We start from the raw sequence: 22,706 nt of genomic DNA, 5'->3' as shown, positions 1-22,706 counted from the left end.
GGTCACACGCCGTGTAACGTCTTCGTTCGGGTCGGCGCAGTTGTCGACTGCAACACATCGACGGAGAGTGTGAATGGTCCTCGCAGCAGCGAACAGCGGGATCCGGCTCGACTTGGGCTGGGTCGACTACTTGATGATCCTCGTGTACTTCGGGGTGGTCATCTGGATCGGGTTCACGGCTCGGCGGCAGGTCCGCACGAGCATGGACTTCTTCCTCTCGGGCAGGTCCATGCCCGCGTGGATCACGGGCCTGGCGTTCGTGTCCGCGAACCTCGGCGCCACCGAGATCCTCGGCATGGCGGCGAACGGTGCCCAGATCGGCATGGCGACGCTGCACTACTACCTCATCGGGGCCGTGCCCGCGATGGTCTTCCTCGGCCTCGTGATGATGCCCTTCTACTACGGCTCGAAGGTCCGGAGTGTGCCGGAGTTCATGCTCCGCCGCTTCGGCAAGGCACCGCACCTGGTGAACGCGATCGCCTTCGCGGTGTCGAACGTCCTCATCGCGGGCATCAACCTCTACGCGATGGCGATCGTCATCGAGGCGATGCTCGGCTGGCCGGAGTGGCTCGCGATCATCGTGTCCGCAGGCTTCGTCCTCGCCTACATCACCCTCGGTGGTCTCTCCAGCGCGATCTACAACGAGGTCATGCAGTTCTTCGTGATCCTCGCCGGCCTCATCCCACTGACCATCGTGGGCCTCCACCGCGTCGGCGGCTGGAGCGGCCTGACCGAGGCCATCAAGCAGACCCAGGGCGTGCAGCACCTGCAGACCTGGGCCGGCACGGGCATCGGCAACGTCACGAACCCGATCGGGGCGAACTGGCTCGCGATCGTGCTCGGACTGGGCTTCGTGCTGTCGTTCGGGTACTGGACGACGAACTTCACCGAGGTGCAGCGCGCGTTCTCGGCGAAGAACATGTCGGCCGCCCGTCGCACCCCGCTGATCGCCGCCATCCCGAAGCTCTTCATCCCGTTCATCGTCGTCGTGCCCGGCCTCATCGCCGCGGCCGTCGTCGGCAACCAGTTCGCCGACGGGACGCTGACCTACAACGACGCGATCCCGAAGCTCATCCAGATGTACCTGCCGACGGGTGTCCTCGGCGTCGCCGTCACGGGCCTCCTGGCCTCCTTCATGGCCGGCATGGCGGCGAACGTGTCGAGCTTCAACACGGTCTTCACCTACGACATCTGGCAGCGCTACATCAAGCCGAACATGCCCGACCTGCACTACCTGAAGACCGGTCGCTGGGTCACCGTCGTGGGGGTCGTCGTCGGCGTCGGCACGGCGTTCCTCGCCGCGCAGGCCGGCAACATCATGACGTACATGCAGACGCTGTTCTCGTTCTTCAACGCGCCGTTGTTCGCCGTGTTCATCCTCGGCCTGCTCTGGAAGCGGATGACCACACAGGGCGCACTCTGGGGCTACGTCCTCGGCATCATCACCCCGACGATCACCTGGATCGCCTACCTGGTGAACCCGGACCTGTTCTCGACCGCCACGGCCGAGACCATGTACGGCGCGATCATCTCGTTCGTCACGGTGATCATCGTCGCCGTCGCGGTCTCGATGTTCACGAAGCCGAAGCCCGTCTCGGAACTCGGAGGCCTGGTCTACGGCATCGGCAAGATCGACATGAGCGCGGGCGCCGTCGCCACCGACACCGCCTGGTACCGCTCGCCGGCGCTGCTCGGCACGGTCGCCCTCGTGCTCTGCGTCGTCCTCTACCTGCCGTTCCTCTGATCCCGACCCCGAAGGAGACACCCCATGGCTGACACCACGAACACCTCGGGCTCGATGACCGAGGACGAGAAGGCGGCACTCGTCCGCTCGACCCGCCGCCTGGACCTGCGTCGGATCCTCGGCGGTCTGTTCCTGCTCTACGGCGTCATCACGACGATCGTCGGCATCGTGCACTGGGACAGCGATCCGAAGATGACCGGTGGCATCCACATCAACCTGTGGGTCGGGCTCGCGATGCTCGCCGCCGGCCTGCTCTTCTTCCTCTGGGACCGCCTCGCGCCGGTCCCGGCAGAGGACATCGTCGGCCAGGCCGAGGCGGAGGCGCACCAGCGCGCCGCCGGCGAGGGCCGCGAGCTCGCGTAGCCGACGGCCGGTCGCCCACGCGACCACCATCGGACGGGAGGCCCGGTACCAGCTGGTACCGGGCCTCCCGTCCGTCGTGCGGTGCGGCCGCGTCCTCCGGAGCCTGGTTCCGCCACGGAACGGTTGCGCGCGATGCCGGAGGAGGCCAGGTTGGTCACGACGGAAGGGACCCCACATGTCGACCATGGTGTTCATCAACCTGCCGGTGTCCGACCTGGCGCGGGCGACCGCGTTCTACCAGGCGCTCGGGTACCCCCTGAACGCGGTGTTCAGTGACGACACCGCCTCGAGCATCGTCGTCAGCGACACCGTGTACGTGATGCTCCTGACGCACGCGAAGTTCACCGAGTTCACCGACAAGACGATCGCCGCGCCCGACACGATCGAGGTGATCAACTCCCTCACCGCCGAGACGAAGGAAGAGGTGCACCGGATCGTCGACGCGGCCGTCGAGGCCGGCGGGACCGAGGACCGGCCGGAGATGGACCTGGGCTTCATGTTCCAGCGGAGCTTCACCGACCCCGACGGCCACCGCTGGGAGTACGTCTGGATGGACCCCGCCGCCGCCGAGGACGGCCCGCACGCCGACTGACCCCGACGGGTGCCACGGCAGGATGGGGGGATGACCGACGACCTCGTGACCGGCGCGGACGGCCTCGCCCGGCCGCTCTGGGCGTCGACGGACCCGATGCTCCGCGCCTACTACGACACCGAGTGGGGGATGCCGGTCCGCGACGAGCGGGGCGTGTTCGAGCGGCTCTCGCTCGAGGCGTTCCAGTCCGGGCTGTCGTGGCGCACGATCCTCGCGAAGCGCCCCGCGTTCCGGGCCGCGTTCGCTGACTTCGACCCCGATGTGGTCGCTCACTTCGGGGACGACGACGTCGCCCGGCTGCTCGGCGACGCGGGCATCGTCCGGAACCGCGCGAAGATCGCCGCGACGATCACCAACGCGAACGCCACCGTCGCGCTGCGGGCGGACGGGGGACTCGCCGACTTCGTGTGGTCCTTCCGGCCGACCGACACGCCGAGACCGCGCACCGCCGCCGAGGTCCCGACGACCAGCCCGGAGTCGACCGCGCTGTCGAAGGCGCTGCGGAAGCGCGGGTTCGCGTTCGTCGGACCGACCACCATGTACGCGCTCATGGAGGCGCTGGGGATCGTCGACACGCACCTGCTCGGCAGCCACCGGCGAGCGTCGTCCGGCGTCTGGCCGGACTGAGGACGGGCGCCGACCGGTGGGGCGGCTGTCGTCAGCCCAGCGGCAGCCGCATCTGCACCGAGGCGACCTCGTACCCGAGCTCCTCGTACAGGTGGCGAGCGCCGGTGTTGTACCCGAAGACGTTGAGGCCGATGCTGGTCGCGCCCCCCGCCCGCGCGACCTCGTGCGCGAGCTCCAGCGCTCGTCGGGCGTGACCCTGCCGGCGGTGGGCCGGGTCGACCTCGACCTCGAAGACCCACCAGTCGGCGCTGCCCGGGGTGAACGGGCCGATCCAGAGGTGCCCCACCACGGTGTCCGCACCGAGCGTCAGTTCCCACACGTGGTGGCCCGCCGCCGGCGAACCGCCCGGGAACCACTGCTCGAGGGACTGCCGCATGTTCGCCTCAGCCTGCTCGCGGCTCTCGCCCGAGCGCATGCGCGACGCGACGTACTCCGCCATCGAGCGGTCCAGCCAGCCCGGCAGGCGTTCCCCGGGCATCGGCTCGAGCCGCAGCTCGCTCCGCGCCGCGGTCCTGCCCGTGTCTGCCGGGTCCATGGTCAGCGGTTGCCCTTCGAGCCGCGCTTCGGCTTGCCGGACATGCCACGCGGGGTCCGGCCGCGACCGGTGGAGTTCTTCCCACCGCCACTCTTCGCACCCGTGCCCTTCGTGGCGCTGCGCTTCGCGACCGTCTTCGCGTTCGCCGCCGTGGCCTTGCCACCGGCCGCCTTGCTGCTGGTGGCCTTGCCGCCGACCGCCTTGCCGCCGGTCTTCTGGCGTGCGTCGTCCTGCTCGTCGGGATCCGTGCCTCCCGGCTGGTCCGGCTGCTGCCGGGAGCTGTTCGCGGTCCGGCCGCGGACGACGCCGATGAACTCCTCGGTGAGTTCCGAGGCGTCCTCGTCACGCCAGACGAGCGCGACGCGGGTGCCGGGGGAGCCAGCGAGCGGGCGGGAGATCAGGGACTTGCGGCTCTCGGCCCGGAAGAGGGACTGGGGGAGGACGACCACGCCGACGTTGGCTTCGACCAGGTCGAGCGCTGCCGCGACGTCCGGTGGCACGGGGCCCGCGTCGAGGACGGTGACGCCGGCGAGGTCCGCGTCGGTTACCTCGTCGAGGTCGGCGAGGGGGGAGTCCTTCGGGGCGGCGACGACCGCGGTCTCGGTCCACAGCGGGATCGCGTGCGGTTGTTCTCCGTCGGCCCGCTCGGGCACCGGCATCCGGGCGAAGACCATGTCGGCGTCGCCCTCGATCGCGTCGAGGACCCCGTCCGCGCCGACGGGCATGAGGACCAGGTCGACGTCCGGTCGGCGCTCGCGCCAGACCCGCACCCACTTGGCGGGGGAGACCCCGGGTACGAAGGCGATGGAGAGCGCGGTCATGCACCCGAGCATACGGGCCGTACTCTGGTCACCATGGCCCAGGAACAGACCATGAAGCCCGAGACCGCTGCCAAGAAGCTCGGCATCCTCCTCTCGGCGACGCCCGAGTCGTTCCGTGCGGGCCCGATCGCTCGCACGACGTTCGACGAACTGCAGAGCGAGCCGCCGACGTGGCTGCAGGACCTCCGTCGCGACGGTCCGCACCCCCGACCGGTCGTCGCCGCGCGCCTCGGGGTGTCGATCTCCGGACTCGCCCGCGCCGGCGTGGACGACGTCCTCACCACGGAGCAGATCAAGCAGCTCCTGCAGGACATGCCGGCGTGGCTCGTGCAGGAGCGTTCCACCCAGGCCGCGGTCCGCACCGAGAACGTACGCGTGAAGCAGGAGCGCGCAGCCCGCACCGAGGGCTGATCCCACCCGTGCACGGGACCGTCGCCGACGCCATGCTCGTCGTGCCGCAGCTCGCGTCCGTGTGCTGCATCGTCGGCGACCGGTACCGCCCGCGTCCCGGCGTGATCGTGCCCGCGACCGTGATGCTCGTCGCGATGCTCATGCCCGTCGTGCAGGCCGGGCCGTCGTGGACGATCCTGGCCGCGGCACTGCTGCTGGTCCTCGCGCCGATGCCCGTGGTGCGGCGACGTCGGCGGGACGGACGTCGCGCCGAGCCGATGGACGTGCACCGGGCGCTCTCCGCGGTCGTGATGGCGGGGATGCTCCTGATGGGGCACACCACCGAGCTCCCCGGCACCGCCGTCCACGTCCACGCTCTGGTCCTGACCGCGGTGCTCGGCGCCGGGGTGATCGGCTACTGCGCCTTCAGCGGCTGGCTGCTCCGGCACGAGTGGGCACGGGAGGACCGTCGCGCGGTCCGGAGCGGTGAGGTCTTCGCGATGACCGTCGCCGTGGTCGGGATGACCCTGGCGATGTGACCGGCGTTACGGTGGTGCCGTGTCCGACCGCATCGTCCGCCGACCCGACGCTCCACCGCCGCGCCTCGACGAGGTCGACGAACGGATCCTCTGGGTCCTCGCCTCGGACGCCCGGATCCCGAACAACCGGCTCGCCGCTGCCGTGGGCATCGCGCCGTCGACCTGTCTGGTGCGCGTCCGGGCGCTGGAGGACGCGGGCATCATCACCGGCTACCGGGCCGAGGTCGACATCGCTCGTCTCGGGTTCTCGATCGAGGCGATGGTCTCCGTCCGGGTGCACGCTGCCGCGCGGCACGAACTGCGGGAGTTCGCGAAACGCCTGCTCCGGGTGCCGGTGGTGCTCGACGTCTCGTTCCTGGCCGGGGACAAGGACTTCCTCGTGCACATCGCGTGCACGTCGACCGAGCAGCTGCGGGACTTCGTCGCCGACGAGCTGAGCGGGGACCCGTCGGTCGCGACGACGCAGACGTCGATCGTGTTCGAGCGGCTGGTGGCGGACCGGGAACACCAGGCCCGCTCCTACGGCGAACTGCGCCGCTGGCAGGCCTGAGCGCAGCGAGCGCGGTCCGTCAGCGGGTCCGGACCATCGGGGTGTGCGGGATCGCGTCCTCGAGGAAGTCCTCACCCGAGCGCACGAAACCGAACTGTGCGTACCACTCGCCGAGGTGTGCCTGCGCGTTGATGCTGATCCGCTCCGAACGACTCTCGGCGATCGCGGCCTGCATCAGCGCGGCACCGAGGCCCTTGCCCCGGGCGTGCGCTGCGGTGGCGACCCGGCCGATCCGCTCGGTGCCGTCGGGTTCGCGGAGCAGCCGCAGGGTCGCGTCGACCGAACCGCTGCCGGCCCAGAACTGCACCGTGCCGGGCTCGAGGTCGCGGCCGTCGATGTCGTCGTAGGCGCATGCCTGCTCCACCACGAACACGTCCTGTCGCAGGCGGAGGATCTCGTGCAGGGTGACGACGTCGAGGTTGCGGGTCGGGGCGCTGAAGGTCGAGGGCACGACGTTTCCTGACTTTTTCTTGTGAATGGGTTCCGCACGGCACCCGTCGAGGCGTACCGTGCCGGTCAACCACTCTACGTGCGCAGCCGAGATCAGGAGGTGAGCGCATGGACGCATCGATGCGTGCACCCCTGAACGCGGTCATCCGTTGGGCTCTCATGGCCTCCGGGATCGCGGTGGCACTGGTGCTGCTCTCGCTCTTCTTCGGTGCTCGGCCCGCTGCGGCGGCCGGGGTCCTCGGACTGGGTGGGGCGTCTCCGAGCGGCTCGCAGACGAACTCGTCGCAGCGCTCGGACGGCCTGCTGAGCGGCGTCGTCTCGGGCGTCGGTGGCACGGTCGAGGGCGTCGGACGGGCCGTCGGGAGCGTCGTCACCCCGGTCCGACCGGCCCCCGCGCCGGTTCCGGCCGTCCCGGCAGCACCGGCCCCCGCCCCGGTCCCGGCCGCGCCGGCGCCGGTTGCGCCCGCTCCGACCGCCGCAGCACCCGCCCCGGTCGCCGCAGCCCCCGCTCCGGTCTCCGCACCTGCAGCCACTCCGGCGGTCCCGGTGGCTGCGCCGGCCCCGGTCACCGCAGCGCCGGCCAGCACGCACACCGACCCGGCCGCAGCCCCCGCGCCGACCGCGGCCGACCAGCCGTCGCACGCCGGCGCCACACCGGCCGACGCACCCGGAGCGCCCGCAGCCACGCCGACGACCCGCCCGGGCACCTCGCTCGTCGGCGGCGTCGTGTCGGCCGTGAACGGCGCCTCCCGGCCCGTCACCGACACCGTCGTCACCGTCCTCGACCCCGTCACCGGAGCCGTGCAGGACATCGCCGGTGACCGTCCGGTGACCGCGATCGTGGCCGTCGTCGACCGGGTGGTCGGGAGCCTCCCGGTCGTCGGCGGACTGCTCGGTGACGACACGCTCGGCACCGTCACGGCGCCCGTCACGGGCGTGGTGGACGACACCCTCGGCTCGGTCGGTGACGTCGTCGGCGCTGTGCCGGGCGTCGTGGCCGAGGTGCCCGACGTCGTCGGCGGCCTGCCCGGCGTCGGTGGCGGTCTCCTGCCGGGAGGCTCCCTCCCCGTCGTCGACGTCCCCTCGGTCCCCGTGGTGGGCACCCCGGGCACCGGTGGCGCCATCGTGCCGACGGTCCCGGCAGGATCGGTCCCCGCGTCGCCCACAGCCACGGCCGCCGTGCGACCCGCGGGGACGACCAGCGGTCCGGCAGCCGCGCTGGCTGCACCGATCACGGGCGCAGCGGACCAGCCGGCTGCGACGACCACCCCGTCCGCCGTCCGCGCGAGCACCTCGGCGATCGTCGCCGGTCCGCTCGCTGCCGTGACGACGTCGACCTCCCTCGCTGCCGCGACCTTCGGCGGCGAGGCCCTCGTCCTCCCGGACGGCGGCGCGCCGACGCACGCACCGTTCGAGGGCGCCACCGGCGGCACCGCAGGCGGATCCGCCGCGGGCGGCTCGGCCGGCGCGACCCCGATCGGCACCGTCGGTGCCGACGCACAGACCTCCCCCCTCGCCACGGGTCACCGTGGCCCGGTCACCGACGACGCCCTCCCGGCCTCGCTCGTCGGCGACCACGACGTCGCTCCCGATTGAGATCGGCGCACCTGCCCGCCACGGCAGGACGCGCCACCGACCGCTCCCGTGCGGTCGACCGACCATCTCGATCAGGAGTGAACGACCATGAACAAGAACGTCACCCGAGGGCTCTTCTTCGCCCTCTGCGTGGGCGGGCTGACGCTCGGTGGAGCCGTCGCGGCGAACGCGGCGACGACCACCGGAGCGGACGGCATCGCCTCCGGGACCCAGATCGCGCCGAACGTCGACGCCCCGGTCTCCGTCACCCGCAACGCCTTCGGCATCGTCGGCGACGCGGTCTCGACCGCCACGAGCCCGGCGGCTGCGCCGGCCCCCGCGGCGCCGGTCCCCGCACCGGCCCCCGCGGCGCCGGTCCCTGCGCCGGCACCCGCCGCGCCGACGACCAGCGGTGCTGACGGCGTCGCCTCCGGCACCCAGGTGGTGCCGGAGGTCACGGCTCCGGTGGATGTCACCGGCAACGCAGTCGGCGTGCTCGGCGACGCGACGGCTGCTCCCGCACCAGCGGCACCGGCGGCGCCCGCACCAGCTCCTGCTGCACCGGCTGCTCCTGTTGTTCCGGCTCCGACGACCAGTGGCGAGGACGGCGTCCTCTCCGGCACCCAGGTCGCGGGCGACGTCGACCTCCCGGTGACCGTCGGCGGCAACGCCGTCGCCGTCGCCGGGGACGCCGCCAGCACCGGCTCGAGCACGGCGGCTCCGGCCTCCGCGCCGGCCACTGCGGCTCCGGCAGCAACGGCCGCAACCACCTCGGGCGCGGACGGCCTGCTGTCCGGCACACAGGTCCTGCCGGACGTCTCGATCCCGGTCACGGTGTCGGGCAACGGCATCGGGCTCCTCGGGGACGGTGCCGCGACCGCCGGTCCGTCGACTTCCGGCACGCCGGTCGGTTCCGGCTCGACGGGAGGCGCGCCCTCCCCGACGACGTCGGGCTCCGACGGTCTGATCTCGGGGACACAGCTCCTCGGCACCGTCTCCGTGCCGATCACGGTGACCGGCAACGGCATCGGGGTCCTCGGTGACGGCACCAGCACCGGCGGCTCGACCACCGGAACGGGGACCGGTACCGCTCCGGCCTCGGGCGGGACGACCTCGGGGGAGGACGGTGTCGGTTCCGGCACCCAGGTCGCTCCCGTGGTGTCGATCCCGGTCACGATCGGTGGGAACGGCATCGGTGTGGTCGGTGACGGCACGAGCACCGGTGGCTCGACCACCGGCTCCGGCACGAGCACCGGCACGACGCCCGTCGGCGGGGGCACGACCTCGGGTGAGGACGGTGTCGGTTCCGGCACGCAGGTCATCCCGGTGATCGACGTCCCGGTCACGATCGGTGGGAACGGCATCGGTGTGATCGGTGACGGCACGAGCACCGGTGGGTCGACCACCGGCTCCGGCACGAGCACCGGCACGACGCCCGTCGGCGGGGGCACGACCTCGGGTGAGGACGGTGTCGGTTCCGGCACGCAGGTCATCCCGGTGATCACCATCCCGGTCACGATCGGTGGGAACGGCATCGGTGTGATCGGTGACGGCACGAGCACCGGTGGCTCGACCACCGGCTCCGGCACGAGCACCGGCACGACGCCGGCTTCGGGTGGCACGACCTCGGGTGAGGGCGGCATCGGCTCCGGCACGCAGATCATCCCGGTGATCACCATCCCGGTCACCGTCGGTGGGAACGGCGTCGGCGTCATCGGCGACGGTTCCAGCAGCACCCCGGGCACCACGACGCCGGGCACGACCGACCCGGGCACCACGACGCCGGGCACGACCGACCCGGGTACCACGACGCCGGGCACGACCGACCCGGGCACCACGACGCCGGGCACCACGGGCCCCGGCACCGGAGTCACCCCCGAGACGGGTACGACTCCCGGTACCACCACCCCGGTCACCACCCCGGCCACGGCCACCCCGGCCACGACCGTCCCGGCCACCCCGGCCGCGCTGGTCACCCCGGTGGCAGAGGTCACGCCCCGTGCCGCAGCCACCGCGGTCGACTCCACGTCGACGGGCAGCGGGGTCAGCACGACCCGCACGGCCACCGGTACCACCGGCACGCTCGCCTACACGGGAGCGGACCGGCCGGTCCTCCCGGCCCTCGCAGCACTGCTGCTGCTCCTGGCCGGTCTCGGGACGATGTCCCTGCGGCGCCGCCACTGACGCCGAACCGCTGAACGGCTGCGGAGCACCGGGATCCCCGGGGCTCCGCAGCCGCCTGCCCGGCCGAGCCCGACCCGGACGAGCTGGCCCGGCCGCCCTGGTTCCAAAGGGGCGGACCCGCGGTGACGAGTCGTGACCAGGACTCGTCCTGGGGGAGTGCTGTGCGCCTCCTGGGCGAGCGTCGGCCCTTGCTGAACACAGCGGCAGCCGACCAGTGGCTGTGCGTCAGCTGGACGGCAGCACGATGAACCCGTGCCATCCGACGTGCTCCAGCTCCCGATCGTCCTCCCGGCCGTGCTCGTGCCGGTGGACGTGGTCGCCGTCGTCCTCGTCCTCGTGACGGTCTTCGGACCGCGCGGTCGGGCGAAGGACGCCGGCGCGACCGACCACCCGGTGAGGCGACGGCGGGACCGAGGCGTCCCGGCCGTGCTCGTCCGGATCGCGGCGATCGCGGTCGGCGCCGGCATCGGCCTGGTCGCCGTCTGGTGGTTCGGTGACGTCCAGGACCGCTTCGGCGTGTCCTTCACGGCCGTCACGCGCATGTGGGTCGCGTTCACGGTGGCCGCCGTCCTCCTGTTCCTGGTCGTCCTGGTCCAGGGCGGCAACGGTCGCCGGATCGTCGGGCTCGGAGCTGCCCTCGCGGTCGCCCTCACCGCGGGCCTCGGCATCAACGTCGACTTCGGGGCGTACCGGACCATCGGCGAGGCCGTCACGCCGAACCCCTACCCGATCGGCACCCTGGACCACCAGCACGCGGCCAGGCCCGGCGCACGGGTCGTCGACGCGGCGACGTGGACCGCACCGGAGGGGATGCCCGATCGTGGCCGCACCATCGCGGTCCGCATCCCCGCGACGGTCTCGCACTTCCACGCCCGCCCCGCCGTCGTCTGGCTGCCGCCGGCCGCGCAGGTCGCGGACCCGCCGACCCTGCCGGTCCTCGTCGCGCTCTCCGGGCAGCCCGGGCAGCCGGCCGACATGTTCCAGACCGGCCGGCTCGGGTCCTTCCTCGACCACTACGCCGCGGCGCACCACGGCATCGCGCCGATCGTCGTCTCGCCCGACCAACTGGGGGCTCCGGGCCACAACCCGATGTGCGTCGACAGCCGTCGTCTCGGGCGGAGTGCGACCTACGTGATGACCGACACGGTCCGGTGGATCCACGAGCACCTCGACGTGGCCTCGGGCAGCGCGGCGTGGGGCATCGGCGGCTTCTCGCAGGGGGCGACCTGCGCCGTGCAGTTCTCGAGCGCGTACCCCGAGGTGTTCGGCACCACCCTCGCGATCTCCAGCGAGCTCGCCCCGGCGAACGGCGACCTCGAGCACACGATCGCGGTCGGGTTCGGCGGCTCCCGTCCGGCCTACCTCCGGGCCACCCCGGAGGCCCTGCTCGCCGCCCACACGCCGTACCACGACCACCTCACCGTGTTCGGCTACGGCGAGGACGACGCTCCCTACGAGGCCTCGACGCTCGCGCTCCGCGCCGCGTCGGAACGCGCCGGGATCGCGACCACCCTCATCGTCTCGCCCGGCTCGGCCCACGACTGGAACACCGTCCGGTACGTCCTGGGCCACGGCCTCCCCACCGTGATCGCCCACCTCGGACTGCCCGTGGACGGGATCCGTCGATGACCGCGAAGGGCGCACCCGACACCGCCGCTCCGGAGCAGCCCGCGGCCCCGCCGCAGGAGGTCGGCCACGCGGCCGCCGCGCGCGTCCTGCGTGACGTGGGGCGGGCCTCCCGGTCGGTCCGGCACGCCGTCACGCGACAGCCGGTCACGGCCGTCGTCCTGGTCCTGGTGCTGCTGGCGTCGATCACCGCCGCGTCGCTGCGGTTCGCCCAGGGCCGACAGGTGCCGGACGCCCTCGTGCCCTTCCGGGTGTTCGCCGTCACCACCGGTGTCCTCGCGCTGGTCCTGACGCTCGCCGGTGTCGTCGTGCTGGTCGGAGCCTCCGAACGGCTGATGGGCTCGCGGCGCACCGTCTCCGCCTTCCTGGCGACGAGCGTCATCGGGGCGGCGGCCGCAGCCGTCGTCGGCCTCGTCGACCCGGACGGGCACCGTGGTGCCGCCCTGCTCTCCGGGGCCGAGGGCCTCGACCCGTGGACGGCGATCCTGGGGACGGTCACCACGGCGAGTGCCTTCGCCGGCCCGCTCTGGCGTCGTCGGATCCGGGTCAACGCGCTGGCGGTCGTCCTCACGCTCTTCCTCTACGCCGGACACACCGCCGACCTCTCCGCCGTCGTCGCCACGGCCGCCGGCTGGGGACTCGGCGAGGTGTTCCGACGCACCCCGAAGCGCACCGGCTGGACCCGCAGCTCCCACCGCGAGACCCGGGTGCTGCTCGGGACGGTCGTCCTGGTGTCGGCGGTCGGACCGGTGATCGCGCTGGTGTCGCGCGCCCGGGTCGGTCTGCTCGCGCCGCTCGCCGCGGTCGTCGGGATGGGCCCGGCGGACCAGCCCTCCGCCTGTCGCGCCGACGGCGTCGCCGGGGAGTGCCTGCACCGCCTGCTGACCTTCCGTGCGACGGACCCCTGGTCCCTGCTGCTCGCGATCGCACCACTGCTCGTGCTCGTCGTCGGGGCGGTCGGCCTGTTCCGTGGCAGCCGCTTCGCGGTGTGGCTCGTCGTGGTGGTCGACACCGTCACCGGGATCGCCGCCGCCGTGACCTACACCCACGTGCCCGGTCGGGTCGAGCAACTCCGCGGGTCCGAGGACGACGTCGTCGTGGTCCTGTCGATCGCCGCGTCGATCGCGGTCCCGCTCCTCACCGGGCTCGTCCTGCTGCTGCTGCGGCGGTCGTTCACGGTCGCGGTCGCCCGGAGCCGCGTCGTCACCTTCAGCGTGACGGTCCTGGTCGCGGCCGCTGTCCTGGCGACGGTCGTCGTCGTCGTCGCCGACGCGTCACCGGTGCGGGTGCACGACCCGCTCGGCCTGGTCGTCGCCGTCCTCGGACCGCTGTCACCGGTCCTGCACCACCGTGACCTGCCGATCCGGGACCCCGGTCTCCGGACGGTGCTGGGCCTCGTCGGCCCGCTGCTGTGGGCCGTCGTGGCCGTCGCCGCGATCCGTCCCGCCGGTGCGACGCCCGGCGCAGCCGACTCCGACGTGTCCGCCGCGGACCGTGAGCGTGCCCGCGCGCTGCTCGTGGCGGGTGGCGGCGACACCTTCGGCTGGATGGCGACGTGGCCGGGCAGCGCGCACTGGTTCAGCGCGGACGGTCGCGCCGGCGTCGCCTACCGACGGACCGGTGCCGTCGCGGTCGCCCTCGGCCCGTTCGGCTGGCCGGACGCGCGAGGACCGGCGCTCACCGAGTTCGCCCGGTACTGCGACGACAACGGCTGGACGGCGGTCTTCCACGGCATCGACACGACCAGCGCCGCGGCCCTCACCCGGCTCGGCTGGCGCACCCTGCCGGTCGCCGAGGACGCCGCGTTCGACCCGCGTGCCTGGACCACGAGCGGCAGCCGGAAGCAGGACGTCCGCACCGCCGTCAACAAGGCCCGTCGCTCCGGGTTCACCGCCACCTGGTCGTCGTGGCAGGACCTGCCCGTGGCGACCACCCGGCAGATCGAGGCCATCTCCGAGGAATGGGTCGCCGATCGTGAACTCCCCGAGATGGGCTTCACGCTCGGCAGCCTCGACGAGATGCGGGACCCGGCCGTCCGGACCCTCGTCGCGCAGGACGCCGAGGGCACGGTCCTCGGGGTCACGAGCTGGTTGCCGTCCCACCGTGCGGGCCGCGTGGTCGGCTGGACGCTCGACGTCATGCGGCGCCGGAGCGACGCCCCGAACGGCGTGATGGAGTTCCTGGTGGCCTCCGCTGCCGAGGTGATGCGCGACCAGGGCGTCGAACGACTCGGCCTCTCCGCCGCGCCGCTCGCCCGCACGTCCGGTGGCGCAACCACCGGGGACGGCGTCGAGACCCTGCTCGAACTCGTCGGCGGCGTCCTCGAGCCGGTCTACGGGTTCCGGTCGCTGCTCCGGTTCAAGCGGAAGTTCGGCCCGGGACTCGAACCGCTCGTCCTCGCCTACCCGGACCCGGTCGCGCTGCCCGCCATCGGCGTCGCGGTGGTCCGCGCCTACCTGCCCGACCTGTCGCTCCGGCAGGCGTTGGCACTGGTCCGCGGACGCGGCTGAGCCGCCGGACGGGAGGCCCGGTGCACCCCCGAGACGCCGCGTGACGCCCGGCGGACCATCCGCCCACGACGGTCGGGGTGCTGGGGTATCGTCGGTGACACGCAAGCGCTCCGGGGTCGGTGCAAGTCCGAACCGGTGGTGACAGTCCACGAGCGCCGCGCCGGGTCCGCCCGGTGCGGGGTTGACCTGGTGCAATCCCAGGACCGACGGTGAGAGTCCGGACGGGAGGAAGCGCTGACGGAAGGTGATGGTCGTTCCGCGATCCCGCCTGCCGTCCGCCGACGACCGTCGCGCGCACCCGGAGTCCCGTTGAGAGGACACCAGTGTTCACCGGCATCATCGAGGAACTCGGCACCGTCACCGCCGTCGACGAACGAGGCGACTCCGTCGCGCTCACCGTCCGTGGCCCGCTCGTCGTCTCCGACGCGCAGCACGGCGACTCCATCTCGGTCTCGGGCGTCTGCCTGACCGTCGTCGAGCAGAGCCCGGAGACCTTCACGGCGTTCGTCATGAAGCAGACCCTCGACATGAGCGCGCACGGGTCGTTGCGGGCCGGTGACCGGGTGAACCTGGAGCGTGCGGCCTCGGTCGGGGACCGGCTCGGCGGTCACATCGTGCAGGGTCACATCGACGGCACCGCGACCGTCCTCCTCACCGACGACGGGGACGGCTGGCGGCGGGTGCGGTTCACGCTGACGCCGGAACTCGGCCCGCTCGTGGTCGACAAGGGCTCGATCGCGATCGACGGTGTCTCGCTGACCGTCAGCGCGGTGTCGCCGGAGTCCGTCGCACCGGACGCCGCCTGGTTCGAGGTCAGCCTCATCCCGGAGACCCTGGCCGCCACGACGCTCGGTGCACGGGTGCCGGGGGACCGCGTCAACATCGAGACCGACGTCCTGGCCCGGCACGTCCGCCGGATGCTGCGGCTCGACGCTGCTGCCGCTGCTGCCGGTGCTGCCGGTGCTCCGGTCTGGGCGGAGGCCCGCTGATGGTCGCCGACACCGCTCCCGTCGTGCCGACCCTCGCCGACGACCCCGGCCTGTCCTCGGTCGAGCAGGCGATCGTCGCCATCGCCGCCGGCCGTCCGGTCATCGTGGCCGACGACGAGCACCGCGAGAACGAGGGCGACGTCGTCCTCTCCGCGGAACTCGCGACGCCGGAGTGGATCGCGTGGACGGTCGCGCACTCGTCCGGGTTCATCTGCGCGCCGGTCAGCGCCGAGATCGCCGACGCCCTCGACCTGCCGCCGATGGTCCAGCACAACGAGGACGTCCGCGGCACCGCCTACACCGTCACGGTCGATGCGGCCGTCGGCGTCACGACCGGCATCAGTGCCCACGACCGCGCACGGACGCTCCGGGTCCTCGCCGACCCGGGTTCGGTCCGCGAGGACCTGCACCGACCGGGACACGTCGTCCCGTTGCGGGCACGCCCGGGTGGCGTCCGGGAGCGCGCGGGGCACACCGAAGCCGCGATCGACCTCGTCACCGCCGCCGGACTCCGGCCCGCGGCGGCGATCTGCGAGATCGTCGACGAGCACGGCGGCATGATGCGCCTGCCGGAACTCGTCGGACTCGGGGCACGCGAGGGCGTGCCCGTCATCACCATCGCCGCGTTGGCCGTCTGGCTCGACGCAGCCGACCGGGCGACGGACGTCGCCCACACCGAAGGGACACACGCATGAGCGGAGCAGGAGCGGCGGAGCGCGAGCTCGTCGACGGCAGCGGCATCCGGGTCGCGGTCATCGCCGGACAGTGGCACGACGTCATCGCGAACGGACTGCTCGCAGGGGCGCAGCGCGAGATCGAACGCCTCGGTGCCACCGCGCAGGTCGTCCCCGTCCCGGGTAGCTTCGAGCTCCCGGTGGTCGCGAAGGCCGCCCTCGAGTCCGGCTTCGACGCAGCGGTCGCCCTCGGCGTGATCATCCGCGGCGGGACCCCGCACTTCGAGTACGTCTCGGACGCGGCGACGAGCGGGCTGACGAAGGTCGCGATCGACACCGGCAAGCCCGTCGGCTTCGGCGTGCTGACCCTGGACGACGAGCAGCAGGGGATCGACCGCGCCGGACTGCCCGGGTCGAAGGAGGACAAGGGCGCCGAGGCCGCGCACGCGGCGATCGCCACGGCCGTCACGCTGCGCGGGCTGCGCGCTTCCGTGTAGCGGGACGGCGTTCGTCCACCGTCGTGCACCGGTACGACGCAGAACGGCCCCACACCGTCAGGTGCGGGGCCGTTCTGCGTGTGGGGGTGTGTGGCTACCGCTTGCCGAACACGTGGATCGGCAGGAAGAAGGAGAGGCTCATCAGCAGCACACCGGCGATGAACACGAAGGCCTGACCGGAGTCGACCTGGAACGCGAACCCGAACAGGTACATCGACACCAGCAGCAGCAGGATCGAGAAAACAGCAGCGAGGACGCGGCCCACGGTGGTACCTCCGGGAATCGAGCGGGTGGATCGCGCCCAGTCTATCCCCAGGACCGGGAGCGGCCGTTCACGCGGCCGGTTTCGTCGCGATCAGGCGGTCGACGACCTGGAGCAGTGCCGCCATGTCGACCGAGGCCCGGTCGGGACGGACGTCGCTCGCGGCCCCGAGCGACGCCGCGTGGTAGAGCCCGTCGCCGAGGAGCTTGACCGCCTGCGCGGTGGGGACGTCGTCCAGCGCGTCGACGAGGGTGGCGAGCCAGGCGTTCTCGGTCTCGTCCAGGGTCCGGCCGGCCTCTTCGTACCCGGCCTGCTGCAGGCGCGAGGCCGCGAGCAGGGCGAGGTCGAGCTCGCTGCCGACGAACTGACAGTTCTCGACGAAGTAGCGGGCCGGGCCGTCCTCGGCAGCGCGCATCCGTTCGATGTCCAGGGCGGACAGGTCGGCGAGCCGTTCGCACAGTCCCTCGACCAGGGCGGCCTTGGAACCGAAGTGGTAGAGCAGTCCGCCCTTGGAGACACCGGCGCGCGCGGCGACGGCGTCGAGGGTGGCGGGACGTTCGCCCTCCTCGCACACGATGGCGACGAAGCTGTCGAGGACGCGGTCGCGAGCACTGGCCATGCGCACGAGTCTAGGGACACGCCGGGGGGAGTGTGTTCCGTGAACGTTCACGGTCCCTTGTTCCGAGGGTCTGTACCGGATAGCCTCGCCGCGACCGTGAAGGTTCACGACGAACAGGATCCGCATGTCAGCGCAGACCGCGACCCCCACGCCCACCACGAACGACACGACCCCCGGCTGGGCGGTCCTCGGCCCCGGGGGGATCGCCCGACGGTTCCTCTCGCAGCTGTCGACGAGCAGCGGCCGACTCGTCGCCGCCGGCAGTTCGTCGGTCGAGCGGGCGCAGGCCTTCGCGGACGAGGCCGCCGAGCACGGGTTCCCCGACGTGGTGGCGGGCACCTACGACGACGTCCTCGCCGACCCCCGGGTGTCCGCCGTCTACGTCGCGACCGTGCACACCGGGCACGCGGCCCTCGTCCTCGCCGCACTGCGGGCAGGCAAGGCCGTGCTCTGCGAGAAGCCACTCACGCCGAACCACGGCACGACGATGGTGCTCGTCGACGCCGCACGACAGGCCGGACTGCCGTTGGTCGAGGCGTTCATGTACCGCTTCCACCCGCGGACCGCGGCCTTCCTCGACCTGGTCCGCGACGGCACGGTCGGCACCGTCACCCACGTCGACGCGTCGTTCGCGTTCCGCACCGAGGAGCGCTCCGGCCGGCTCTTCGACGTCGAGACCGCCGGCGGCGGGATCCTCGACGTCGGCTGCTACCCGGTCACCATGACCGCGGCGGTCGTGCAGGCCGCGACCGGGGTCGCGGTCGCCGAACCCGTCGAGCTGCACGCCGTCGGGACGCTCGGTCCGACGGGCGTCGACGAATGGACCGTCGCCAGCGCGACGTACGCGTCGGGCATCACCGCGAGCCTCCGGACCGGCGTCCGCGTCGAGGACACGAACGCGGTCGTCGTGCACGGCACCCGCGGCACGATCGTGCTCCGCGACCCGTGGACCATCGGCGGCGACCCGGTCATCGAGGTCCGGACCGTCGACGCCCCACCTGCCGAGACGTCCTTCGCCGGTGCCGCCCCCTACGGGCTGGAGGCCGACGCCACCATCGACGCCCTGCGCGCCGGCCGGGTCGACGCGCCGCAGATGACCACCGACGAGAGCCTGGCCGCCGCCCGCACCCTCGACCGCTGGCGCGCCGCGATCGGCCTGCGCTACCCGTTCGAGGCCGAGACCGCCAACATCCCCACGGTCAGCGGCCGCCCGCTCACCGTCGCGCCCGACGCCCCGATGACGTACGGCGAGCTGCCCGGCATCGACAAGCGCGTCTCGCGCCTGGTGATGGGCGTCGACAACCAGCCGGACCTGGCCCACGCGAGCGCGATCTTCGACCACTTCGTGGAGCAGGGCGGGACCGCCTTCGACACCGGGTACGTCTACGGCGGAGGCGTGCTCGAGGGCCGCTTCGGCGCCTGGGTCCGCAACCGCGGCATCCGCGAGGACGTCGTCGTCATCACCAAGGGCGCACACACGCCGTACTGCGACCCGGAGTCACTCACCCGTCAGCTGCTCGAGAGCCTGGAGCGCCAGGGCACCGACTACGCGGACGTCTACATGATGCACCGGGACAACCCGGACATCCCGGTGGGGGAGTTCGTCGACGTCCTCGACGAACACCGCCGCGCCGGGCGCATCCGGGTCTTCGGCGGGTCGAACTGGACCCCCGCCCGGTTCGACGAGGCGAACGCCTGGGCCGCGGCGAACGGCAGGCACGGGTTCGAGGTGCTCAGCAACCACTTCGGTCTGGCGGAGGCCCTCGACGTCCCCTGGGCCGGGTGCGAGCACGTCACCGACCCGGAGTCGAAGCGCTGGCTCGAGGAGCGCCAGATCCCGCTGCTGCCGTGGTCCTCGCAGGCGCGCGGCTTCTTCACCGGTCGGGCCCGTCCGGACGACACGAGCGACGCCGAACTCGTCCGCTGCTACTACTCGGACGCGAACTTCGAGCGCCTCCGCCGCGCCGAGGAACTCGGGGGGCAGTACGGCGTCCCGGCGACCGCGATCGCCCTGGCGTACGTGCTGCACCAGCCGTTCCCGACCTTCCCGCTGTTCGGCCCGCGGACCATCGCCGAAGCGCGTTCGTCGATGCTCGGCCTGACCGTCGACCTCACGCCCGAGCAGGTGGCATGGCTCGACCTCCGCAGCTGACCGGCACCAGCGGCCGCGCGACGATCCTCGACGTCGCAGCCGCCGCCGGGGTGTCCCGGCAGACCGTGACCCGTGCGGTGAACGGCCTGCCGGGGATCAGCGACGCCACGAAGGGGCGGGTCCTCGCCGCCGCGGAGCAGCTCGACTACCGCCCGTCCCGCTTCGGGCGGGGGCTCGTGTCGGGCGGCACCCACCAGCTCGGGCTGCTCGTCGACGACCTCCGGAACCCGTACTCGCCGGAACTCGCCGCCGCGGTCCTCCGGCTGGCGGCCGCGCGCGGCTGGAACGTGATGCTCGCCGACGTCGGTCTCGCCGGTGACTCCGACCGGTCGGTGCAGGACCTCGGTGCGCAGACCGACGTCGTCATCGGTTCCCTCGGTACCCGCGCTGGGGAGTGGATCGAACGGCTCGGCTCGGTGCCGGTCGTCGAGCTCGACCCGCACGGCCCGCCCGCCCGCGGTGCCGTCCGGCTCGACCCGGAGGGGGCGGTGGAGAGCCTCGCGGACCACCTGGTGGCGGTCGGCGTCAAGCACCCGCTCGTCCTCGATGCACCGCCCTCCGCCGAGGCACCGGGCGAGCCGAGCACCCGCGGTGCGCTCCTGCTCGACGCCCTGCGCCGACGGGGGTACCTGCCCGAGCACCTGCACGCCGAGGCTGCCTCCGCCGATGCCGGTGCCGCGGGCACCGCCGCAGCACTCGCGCGGCACGCCCGTCTCGACGCGGTCGTCGCGTTCAACGACGTGATGGCGCTCGGGGTGCTCGCCGCCTGCCGTCGCGCCGGTGTCGAGGTCCCGGACCGCGTCCGCGTGGTCGGGATCGACGGCCTGACGCTCGGCACGCTCGTCGCGCCGACCCTCACCACGCTCGCGGTCGACCTCGACGAGGTGGCCCGCCACGCGGTGGACCTGGCGCTCGGCATGCTCGACGGGTCGCTGCCGCGGTCCGGCCCGGCTGTGGAGCGGGTGGTCCGGCACCGGCTGGTGGTGCGCGAGTCAGCGTGAGCGGCTGACCAACCGGCCGATCGAACAACCGACCGGCGGACGGGAGGCGCGAGGCGGCCCGGATCCGCGCCTCCCGATTGGCGTTGGTTGCATTTGCAACCACAACCGTCTGGACGGTACACTAACGGGACCCTGACGGGGCGCGTGACGACTTCCGCGTCCCGTCTCGTCTGCGCTCAGCCCCTGCGGGTGGCCAGCGCGACACGCTCGAAGTCCTGGAGTCCGCCATGTCCGCCCTGCTCACCAGCCCCGTCGCCACCCGGATCACCACCAGTCGTGGCTCCCGGTTCGCCGCGCTCGCGGTGCTCATGCTGCCGGTGCTGCTCATCTCGGTCGACAACACCGTCCTGAGCTTCGCGCTGCCCTCGATCTCCCGCGCCCTGCACCCGGACGCCACCACGCAGCTCTGGATGGTCGACGCGTACCCGCTCGTCCTGGCCGGGCTGCTCGTCGTGATGGGCAGCGTCGGTGACCGCATCGGACGGCGCCGGATCCTGGTGGTCGGCGCGACCGGCTTCGCGCTGCTCTCCGCCGTGGCGGCCTTCGCCACCGAGGCCTGGATGCTCGTCGCGGCCCGGCTCGCGATGGGTGTCTTCGGCGCGATGCTCATGCCCGCGACGCTGTCGATCATCCGCAACGTGTTCCCCGACGCCGGCGAACGACGGCTGGCGCTCGCGGTCTGGTCGACGATGTTCGCCGCCGGCAACGCCCTCGGCCCGCTCGTCGGCGGCGTGCTGCTCGCGCACTTCCACTGGGGCAGCGTCTTCCTCGTCGCCGTGCCGATCCTCGTCGTGATGCTCGTCGCCGTGCCGTTCTGCGTGCCGGAGTCCCGCGACCCGGAGCCCGGGCCGGTGGACGTCCCGAGCATGCTGCTGTCCCTCGGCGCCCTCGCCCCGACGGTCTGGGCGATCAAGTCCCTCGTGCACCCGGAGGAGCGCGGTCTGGCGATCGCGATGGTCGCCGTCGGGGTGCTCTGCGGCATCGCGTTCGTCCGCCGTCAGCTGCGCTCCCGCACGCCGATGCTCGACATGCGCCTGTTCCGCAGCACCGCGTTCACCGGCAGCGTGCTGATGAACATGGCGGCGATGTTCTCGCTCACCGGGTTCCTGTTCTTCATCGCCCAGCACCTGCAGCTCGTGGCCGGACTCGACCCGTTCGCCAGCGGCGTGGTGCTCGTGCCCGGCGCGGTGCTGACGATCATCGCGGGCCTCGCCGTGGTGCCCGTCGTCGCCCGTGTCGCTCCGCGCTGGGTCGTGTCCGTGTCGCTGCTGTTCTCGGCGGCCGCGTACGCCCTCGTCGCGGTGCTCGGCCACCACGCCTCGATCGCCGCGCTGGCGTTCGCGTTCGTGCTGCTCGGCATCGGCATCGGCGCGTCCGAGACCGTCACGAACGACCTCATCATCTCGACCGCCCCGGCACACAAGTCCGGTGCGGCGTCGGCGATCTCGGAGACCGCGTACGAGATCGGCGCCGTGCTCGGTACCGCCGTCCTCGGCACGATCCTGGCCACGGCCTACCGAGCCCACGTCGTCGTGCCGGACGGACTGTCCTCGACGGCGCACACCGCGGCGGGAGAGACCCTCGGCGGTGCCGTCACCGCGGCGACGCAGCTCGGCGGGTCGGCAGGGCAGGCGCTCCTGGAATCGGCCCGTGCCGCCTTCGACTCGGGTGTGACGACGACGGCGGGCGTCGCGGCGGCGCTCATGGTCGTCGCCGCAGCGGGCGCCGTCGTGATGCTGCGGCGTCGCTGACCCGGCCGTCGCGGCACGCCCGGGATGGGCCGATCCTGTGAATCATGGACCGGCACCCGGGCGCAGGTCCTACGTTGGGAGGTGGCCGCGACGACCGCGGCCGCACCCACGAACGAGGAACGACCACGACTGACATGCCCGACGCCGCTCCGGTCGACGTCCCCCAGCCCGGCAGCCGACGACCCCATCTGGGGCAGGCTCCCCTCGGGGGACCGCTACCTGCCCGACGCCGCCAGCGCACTGCGCTGCCGGCCG

At 72.7% G+C, this 22,706-nt stretch carries 22 protein-coding genes and 1 riboswitch; of the genes, 17 read left to right on the top strand and 5 right to left on the bottom strand.

Annotated elements, in window-relative coordinates; translation table 11 throughout:
- Window positions 1-73: 73 nt before the first annotated feature.
- The 4 genes from DEJ24_RS15010 to DEJ24_RS14995 all read left to right on the top strand — a co-directional run bounded on the left by DEJ24_RS15010 (window position 74) and on the right by DEJ24_RS14995 (window position 3,326).
- The gene (locus DEJ24_RS15010) at window positions 74-1,744 is read left to right on the top strand and encodes a sodium:solute symporter family protein (RefSeq protein WP_111079305.1); all 1,671 of its coding nucleotides are present in this window, start codon (window positions 74-76) and stop codon (window positions 1,742-1,744) included.
- Between the two features lie 24 nt (window positions 1,745-1,768).
- Window positions 1,769-2,107 carry a hypothetical protein gene (locus tag DEJ24_RS15005; protein ID WP_220033191.1) on the top strand — a complete coding sequence of 113 codons (339 nt, stop codon included), beginning with the start codon at window positions 1,769-1,771 and terminating at the stop codon, window positions 2,105-2,107.
- Window positions 2,108-2,282: 175 nt separating this feature from the next.
- Window positions 2,283-2,699 carry a VOC family protein gene (locus DEJ24_RS15000; protein WP_111079304.1) on the top strand — a complete coding sequence of 139 codons (417 nt, stop codon included), beginning with the start codon at window positions 2,283-2,285 and terminating at the stop codon, window positions 2,697-2,699.
- A gap of 30 nt (window positions 2,700-2,729) precedes the next feature.
- Window positions 2,730-3,326 (top strand): DNA-3-methyladenine glycosylase I, encoded by a 597-nt coding sequence (locus tag DEJ24_RS14995; RefSeq protein WP_111079303.1) that lies wholly within the window; start codon window positions 2,730-2,732, stop codon window positions 3,324-3,326.
- 31 nt (window positions 3,327-3,357) lie between these two features.
- Here DEJ24_RS14995 and DEJ24_RS14990 read toward each other — a convergent pair whose 3' ends face one another.
- Both DEJ24_RS14990 and DEJ24_RS14985 read right to left on the bottom strand, forming a co-directional pair.
- Window positions 3,358-3,861: a GNAT family N-acetyltransferase gene (locus DEJ24_RS14990; RefSeq protein ID WP_111079302.1), complete on the bottom strand. Its 504-nt coding sequence runs from the start codon at window positions 3,859-3,861 to the stop codon at window positions 3,358-3,360.
- 2 nt (window positions 3,862-3,863) lie between these two features.
- Window positions 3,864-4,682, bottom strand: a complete 819-nt coding sequence (locus DEJ24_RS14985) for a LysR family transcriptional regulator substrate-binding protein (protein ID WP_181436630.1) — start codon at window positions 4,680-4,682, stop codon at window positions 3,864-3,866.
- Between the two features lie 33 nt (window positions 4,683-4,715).
- On the opposite strand from DEJ24_RS14985, the gene DEJ24_RS14980 reads away from it, so the two are divergent.
- The 3 genes from DEJ24_RS14980 to DEJ24_RS14970 are packed head-to-tail and all read left to right on the top strand — an operon-like array spanning window position 4,716 to window position 6,161.
- Window positions 4,716-5,093 (top strand): DUF5997 family protein, encoded by a 378-nt coding sequence (locus DEJ24_RS14980; RefSeq protein WP_110902580.1) that lies wholly within the window; start codon window positions 4,716-4,718, stop codon window positions 5,091-5,093.
- Window positions 5,094-5,101: 8 nt separating this feature from the next.
- Entirely contained in the window at window positions 5,102-5,611 is a 510-nt protein-coding gene (locus DEJ24_RS14975; RefSeq protein WP_111079300.1) for a hypothetical protein, read from the top strand.
- A 19-nt stretch (window positions 5,612-5,630) separates the two neighbouring features.
- Window positions 5,631-6,161 (top strand): Lrp/AsnC family transcriptional regulator, encoded by a 531-nt coding sequence (locus DEJ24_RS14970; RefSeq protein WP_110902582.1) that lies wholly within the window; start codon window positions 5,631-5,633, stop codon window positions 6,159-6,161.
- Window positions 6,162-6,180: 19 nt separating this feature from the next.
- On the opposite strand, the gene DEJ24_RS14965 is transcribed toward DEJ24_RS14970, so the two are convergent.
- Window positions 6,181-6,612: a GNAT family N-acetyltransferase gene (locus DEJ24_RS14965; RefSeq protein WP_220034040.1), complete on the bottom strand. Its 432-nt coding sequence runs from the start codon at window positions 6,610-6,612 to the stop codon at window positions 6,181-6,183.
- A gap of 107 nt (window positions 6,613-6,719) precedes the next feature.
- Here DEJ24_RS14965 and DEJ24_RS14960 point away from each other — a divergent pair, with 107 nt between their 5' ends.
- The 7 genes from DEJ24_RS14960 to ribH all read left to right on the top strand — a co-directional run bounded on the left by DEJ24_RS14960 (window position 6,720) and on the right by ribH (window position 16,666).
- The gene (locus tag DEJ24_RS14960; RefSeq protein ID WP_146245994.1) at window positions 6,720-8,207 is read left to right on the top strand and encodes a hypothetical protein; all 1,488 of its coding nucleotides are present in this window, start codon (window positions 6,720-6,722) and stop codon (window positions 8,205-8,207) included.
- Between the two features lie 87 nt (window positions 8,208-8,294).
- Window positions 8,295-10,370 (top strand): cell wall anchor protein, encoded by a 2,076-nt coding sequence (locus DEJ24_RS14955; protein WP_111079297.1) that lies wholly within the window; start codon window positions 8,295-8,297, stop codon window positions 10,368-10,370.
- A gap of 252 nt (window positions 10,371-10,622) precedes the next feature.
- Window positions 10,623-11,999: an esterase family protein gene (locus DEJ24_RS14950; protein ID WP_111079296.1), complete on the top strand. Its 1,377-nt coding sequence runs from the start codon at window positions 10,623-10,625 to the stop codon at window positions 11,997-11,999.
- On the top strand, window positions 11,996-14,506 hold the full coding sequence (locus DEJ24_RS14945) for a DUF2156 domain-containing protein (protein WP_111079295.1): 2,511 nt from the start codon (window positions 11,996-11,998) through the stop codon (window positions 14,504-14,506). Before DEJ24_RS14950 ends, DEJ24_RS14945 begins: the two co-directional genes overlap by 4 nt.
- 103 nt (window positions 14,507-14,609) lie before the next feature.
- Window positions 14,610-14,743: riboswitch (FMN riboswitch) on the top strand.
- An 86-nt stretch (window positions 14,744-14,829) separates the two neighbouring features.
- Window positions 14,830-15,495 (top strand): riboflavin synthase, encoded by a 666-nt coding sequence (locus tag DEJ24_RS14940; RefSeq protein WP_111079294.1) that lies wholly within the window; start codon window positions 14,830-14,832, stop codon window positions 15,493-15,495.
- The gene (gene ribB / locus DEJ24_RS14935; RefSeq protein WP_111079293.1) at window positions 15,495-16,190 is read left to right on the top strand and encodes a 3,4-dihydroxy-2-butanone-4-phosphate synthase; all 696 of its coding nucleotides are present in this window, start codon (window positions 15,495-15,497) and stop codon (window positions 16,188-16,190) included. The genes DEJ24_RS14940 and ribB overlap by 1 nt, the downstream gene beginning before the upstream one ends.
- Window positions 16,187-16,666: a 6,7-dimethyl-8-ribityllumazine synthase gene (gene ribH, locus DEJ24_RS14930; RefSeq protein WP_111079292.1), complete on the top strand. Its 480-nt coding sequence runs from the start codon at window positions 16,187-16,189 to the stop codon at window positions 16,664-16,666. The genes ribB and ribH overlap by 4 nt, the downstream gene beginning before the upstream one ends.
- A 94-nt stretch (window positions 16,667-16,760) precedes the next feature.
- Here ribH and DEJ24_RS17025 read toward each other — a convergent pair whose 3' ends face one another.
- Both DEJ24_RS17025 and DEJ24_RS14925 read right to left on the bottom strand, forming a co-directional pair.
- On the bottom strand, window positions 16,761-16,931 hold the full coding sequence (locus DEJ24_RS17025; RefSeq protein ID WP_181421469.1) for a hypothetical protein: 171 nt from the start codon (window positions 16,929-16,931) through the stop codon (window positions 16,761-16,763).
- A 67-nt stretch (window positions 16,932-16,998) separates the two neighbouring features.
- The gene (locus DEJ24_RS14925; RefSeq protein ID WP_110902591.1) at window positions 16,999-17,547 is read right to left on the bottom strand and encodes a TetR/AcrR family transcriptional regulator; all 549 of its coding nucleotides are present in this window, start codon (window positions 17,545-17,547) and stop codon (window positions 16,999-17,001) included.
- A gap of 124 nt (window positions 17,548-17,671) precedes the next feature.
- Between DEJ24_RS14925 and DEJ24_RS14920 the strand changes: the two genes are divergently transcribed.
- The 3 genes from DEJ24_RS14920 (at window position 17,672) to DEJ24_RS14910 (ending at window position 22,451) form a co-directional block, all read left to right on the top strand.
- The gene (locus tag DEJ24_RS14920; RefSeq protein WP_111079291.1) at window positions 17,672-19,699 is read left to right on the top strand and encodes an aldo/keto reductase; all 2,028 of its coding nucleotides are present in this window, start codon (window positions 17,672-17,674) and stop codon (window positions 19,697-19,699) included.
- Entirely contained in the window at window positions 19,678-20,700 is a 1,023-nt protein-coding gene (locus DEJ24_RS14915) for a LacI family DNA-binding transcriptional regulator (protein ID WP_111079290.1), read from the top strand. Before DEJ24_RS14920 ends, DEJ24_RS14915 begins: the two co-directional genes overlap by 22 nt.
- Before the next feature lie 227 nt (window positions 20,701-20,927).
- The gene (locus DEJ24_RS14910; RefSeq protein ID WP_111079289.1) at window positions 20,928-22,451 is read left to right on the top strand and encodes an MFS transporter; all 1,524 of its coding nucleotides are present in this window, start codon (window positions 20,928-20,930) and stop codon (window positions 22,449-22,451) included.
- Window positions 22,452-22,706 lie beyond the last annotated feature (255 nt).

The organism is Curtobacterium sp. MCPF17_001, from assembly GCF_003234615.1.
GTDB lineage: Bacteria > Actinomycetota > Actinomycetes > Actinomycetales > Microbacteriaceae > Curtobacterium.
The sequence above is the reverse complement of the archived record's forward strand: the minus strand, read 5'-3'. Positions and strand labels throughout refer to the sequence as shown.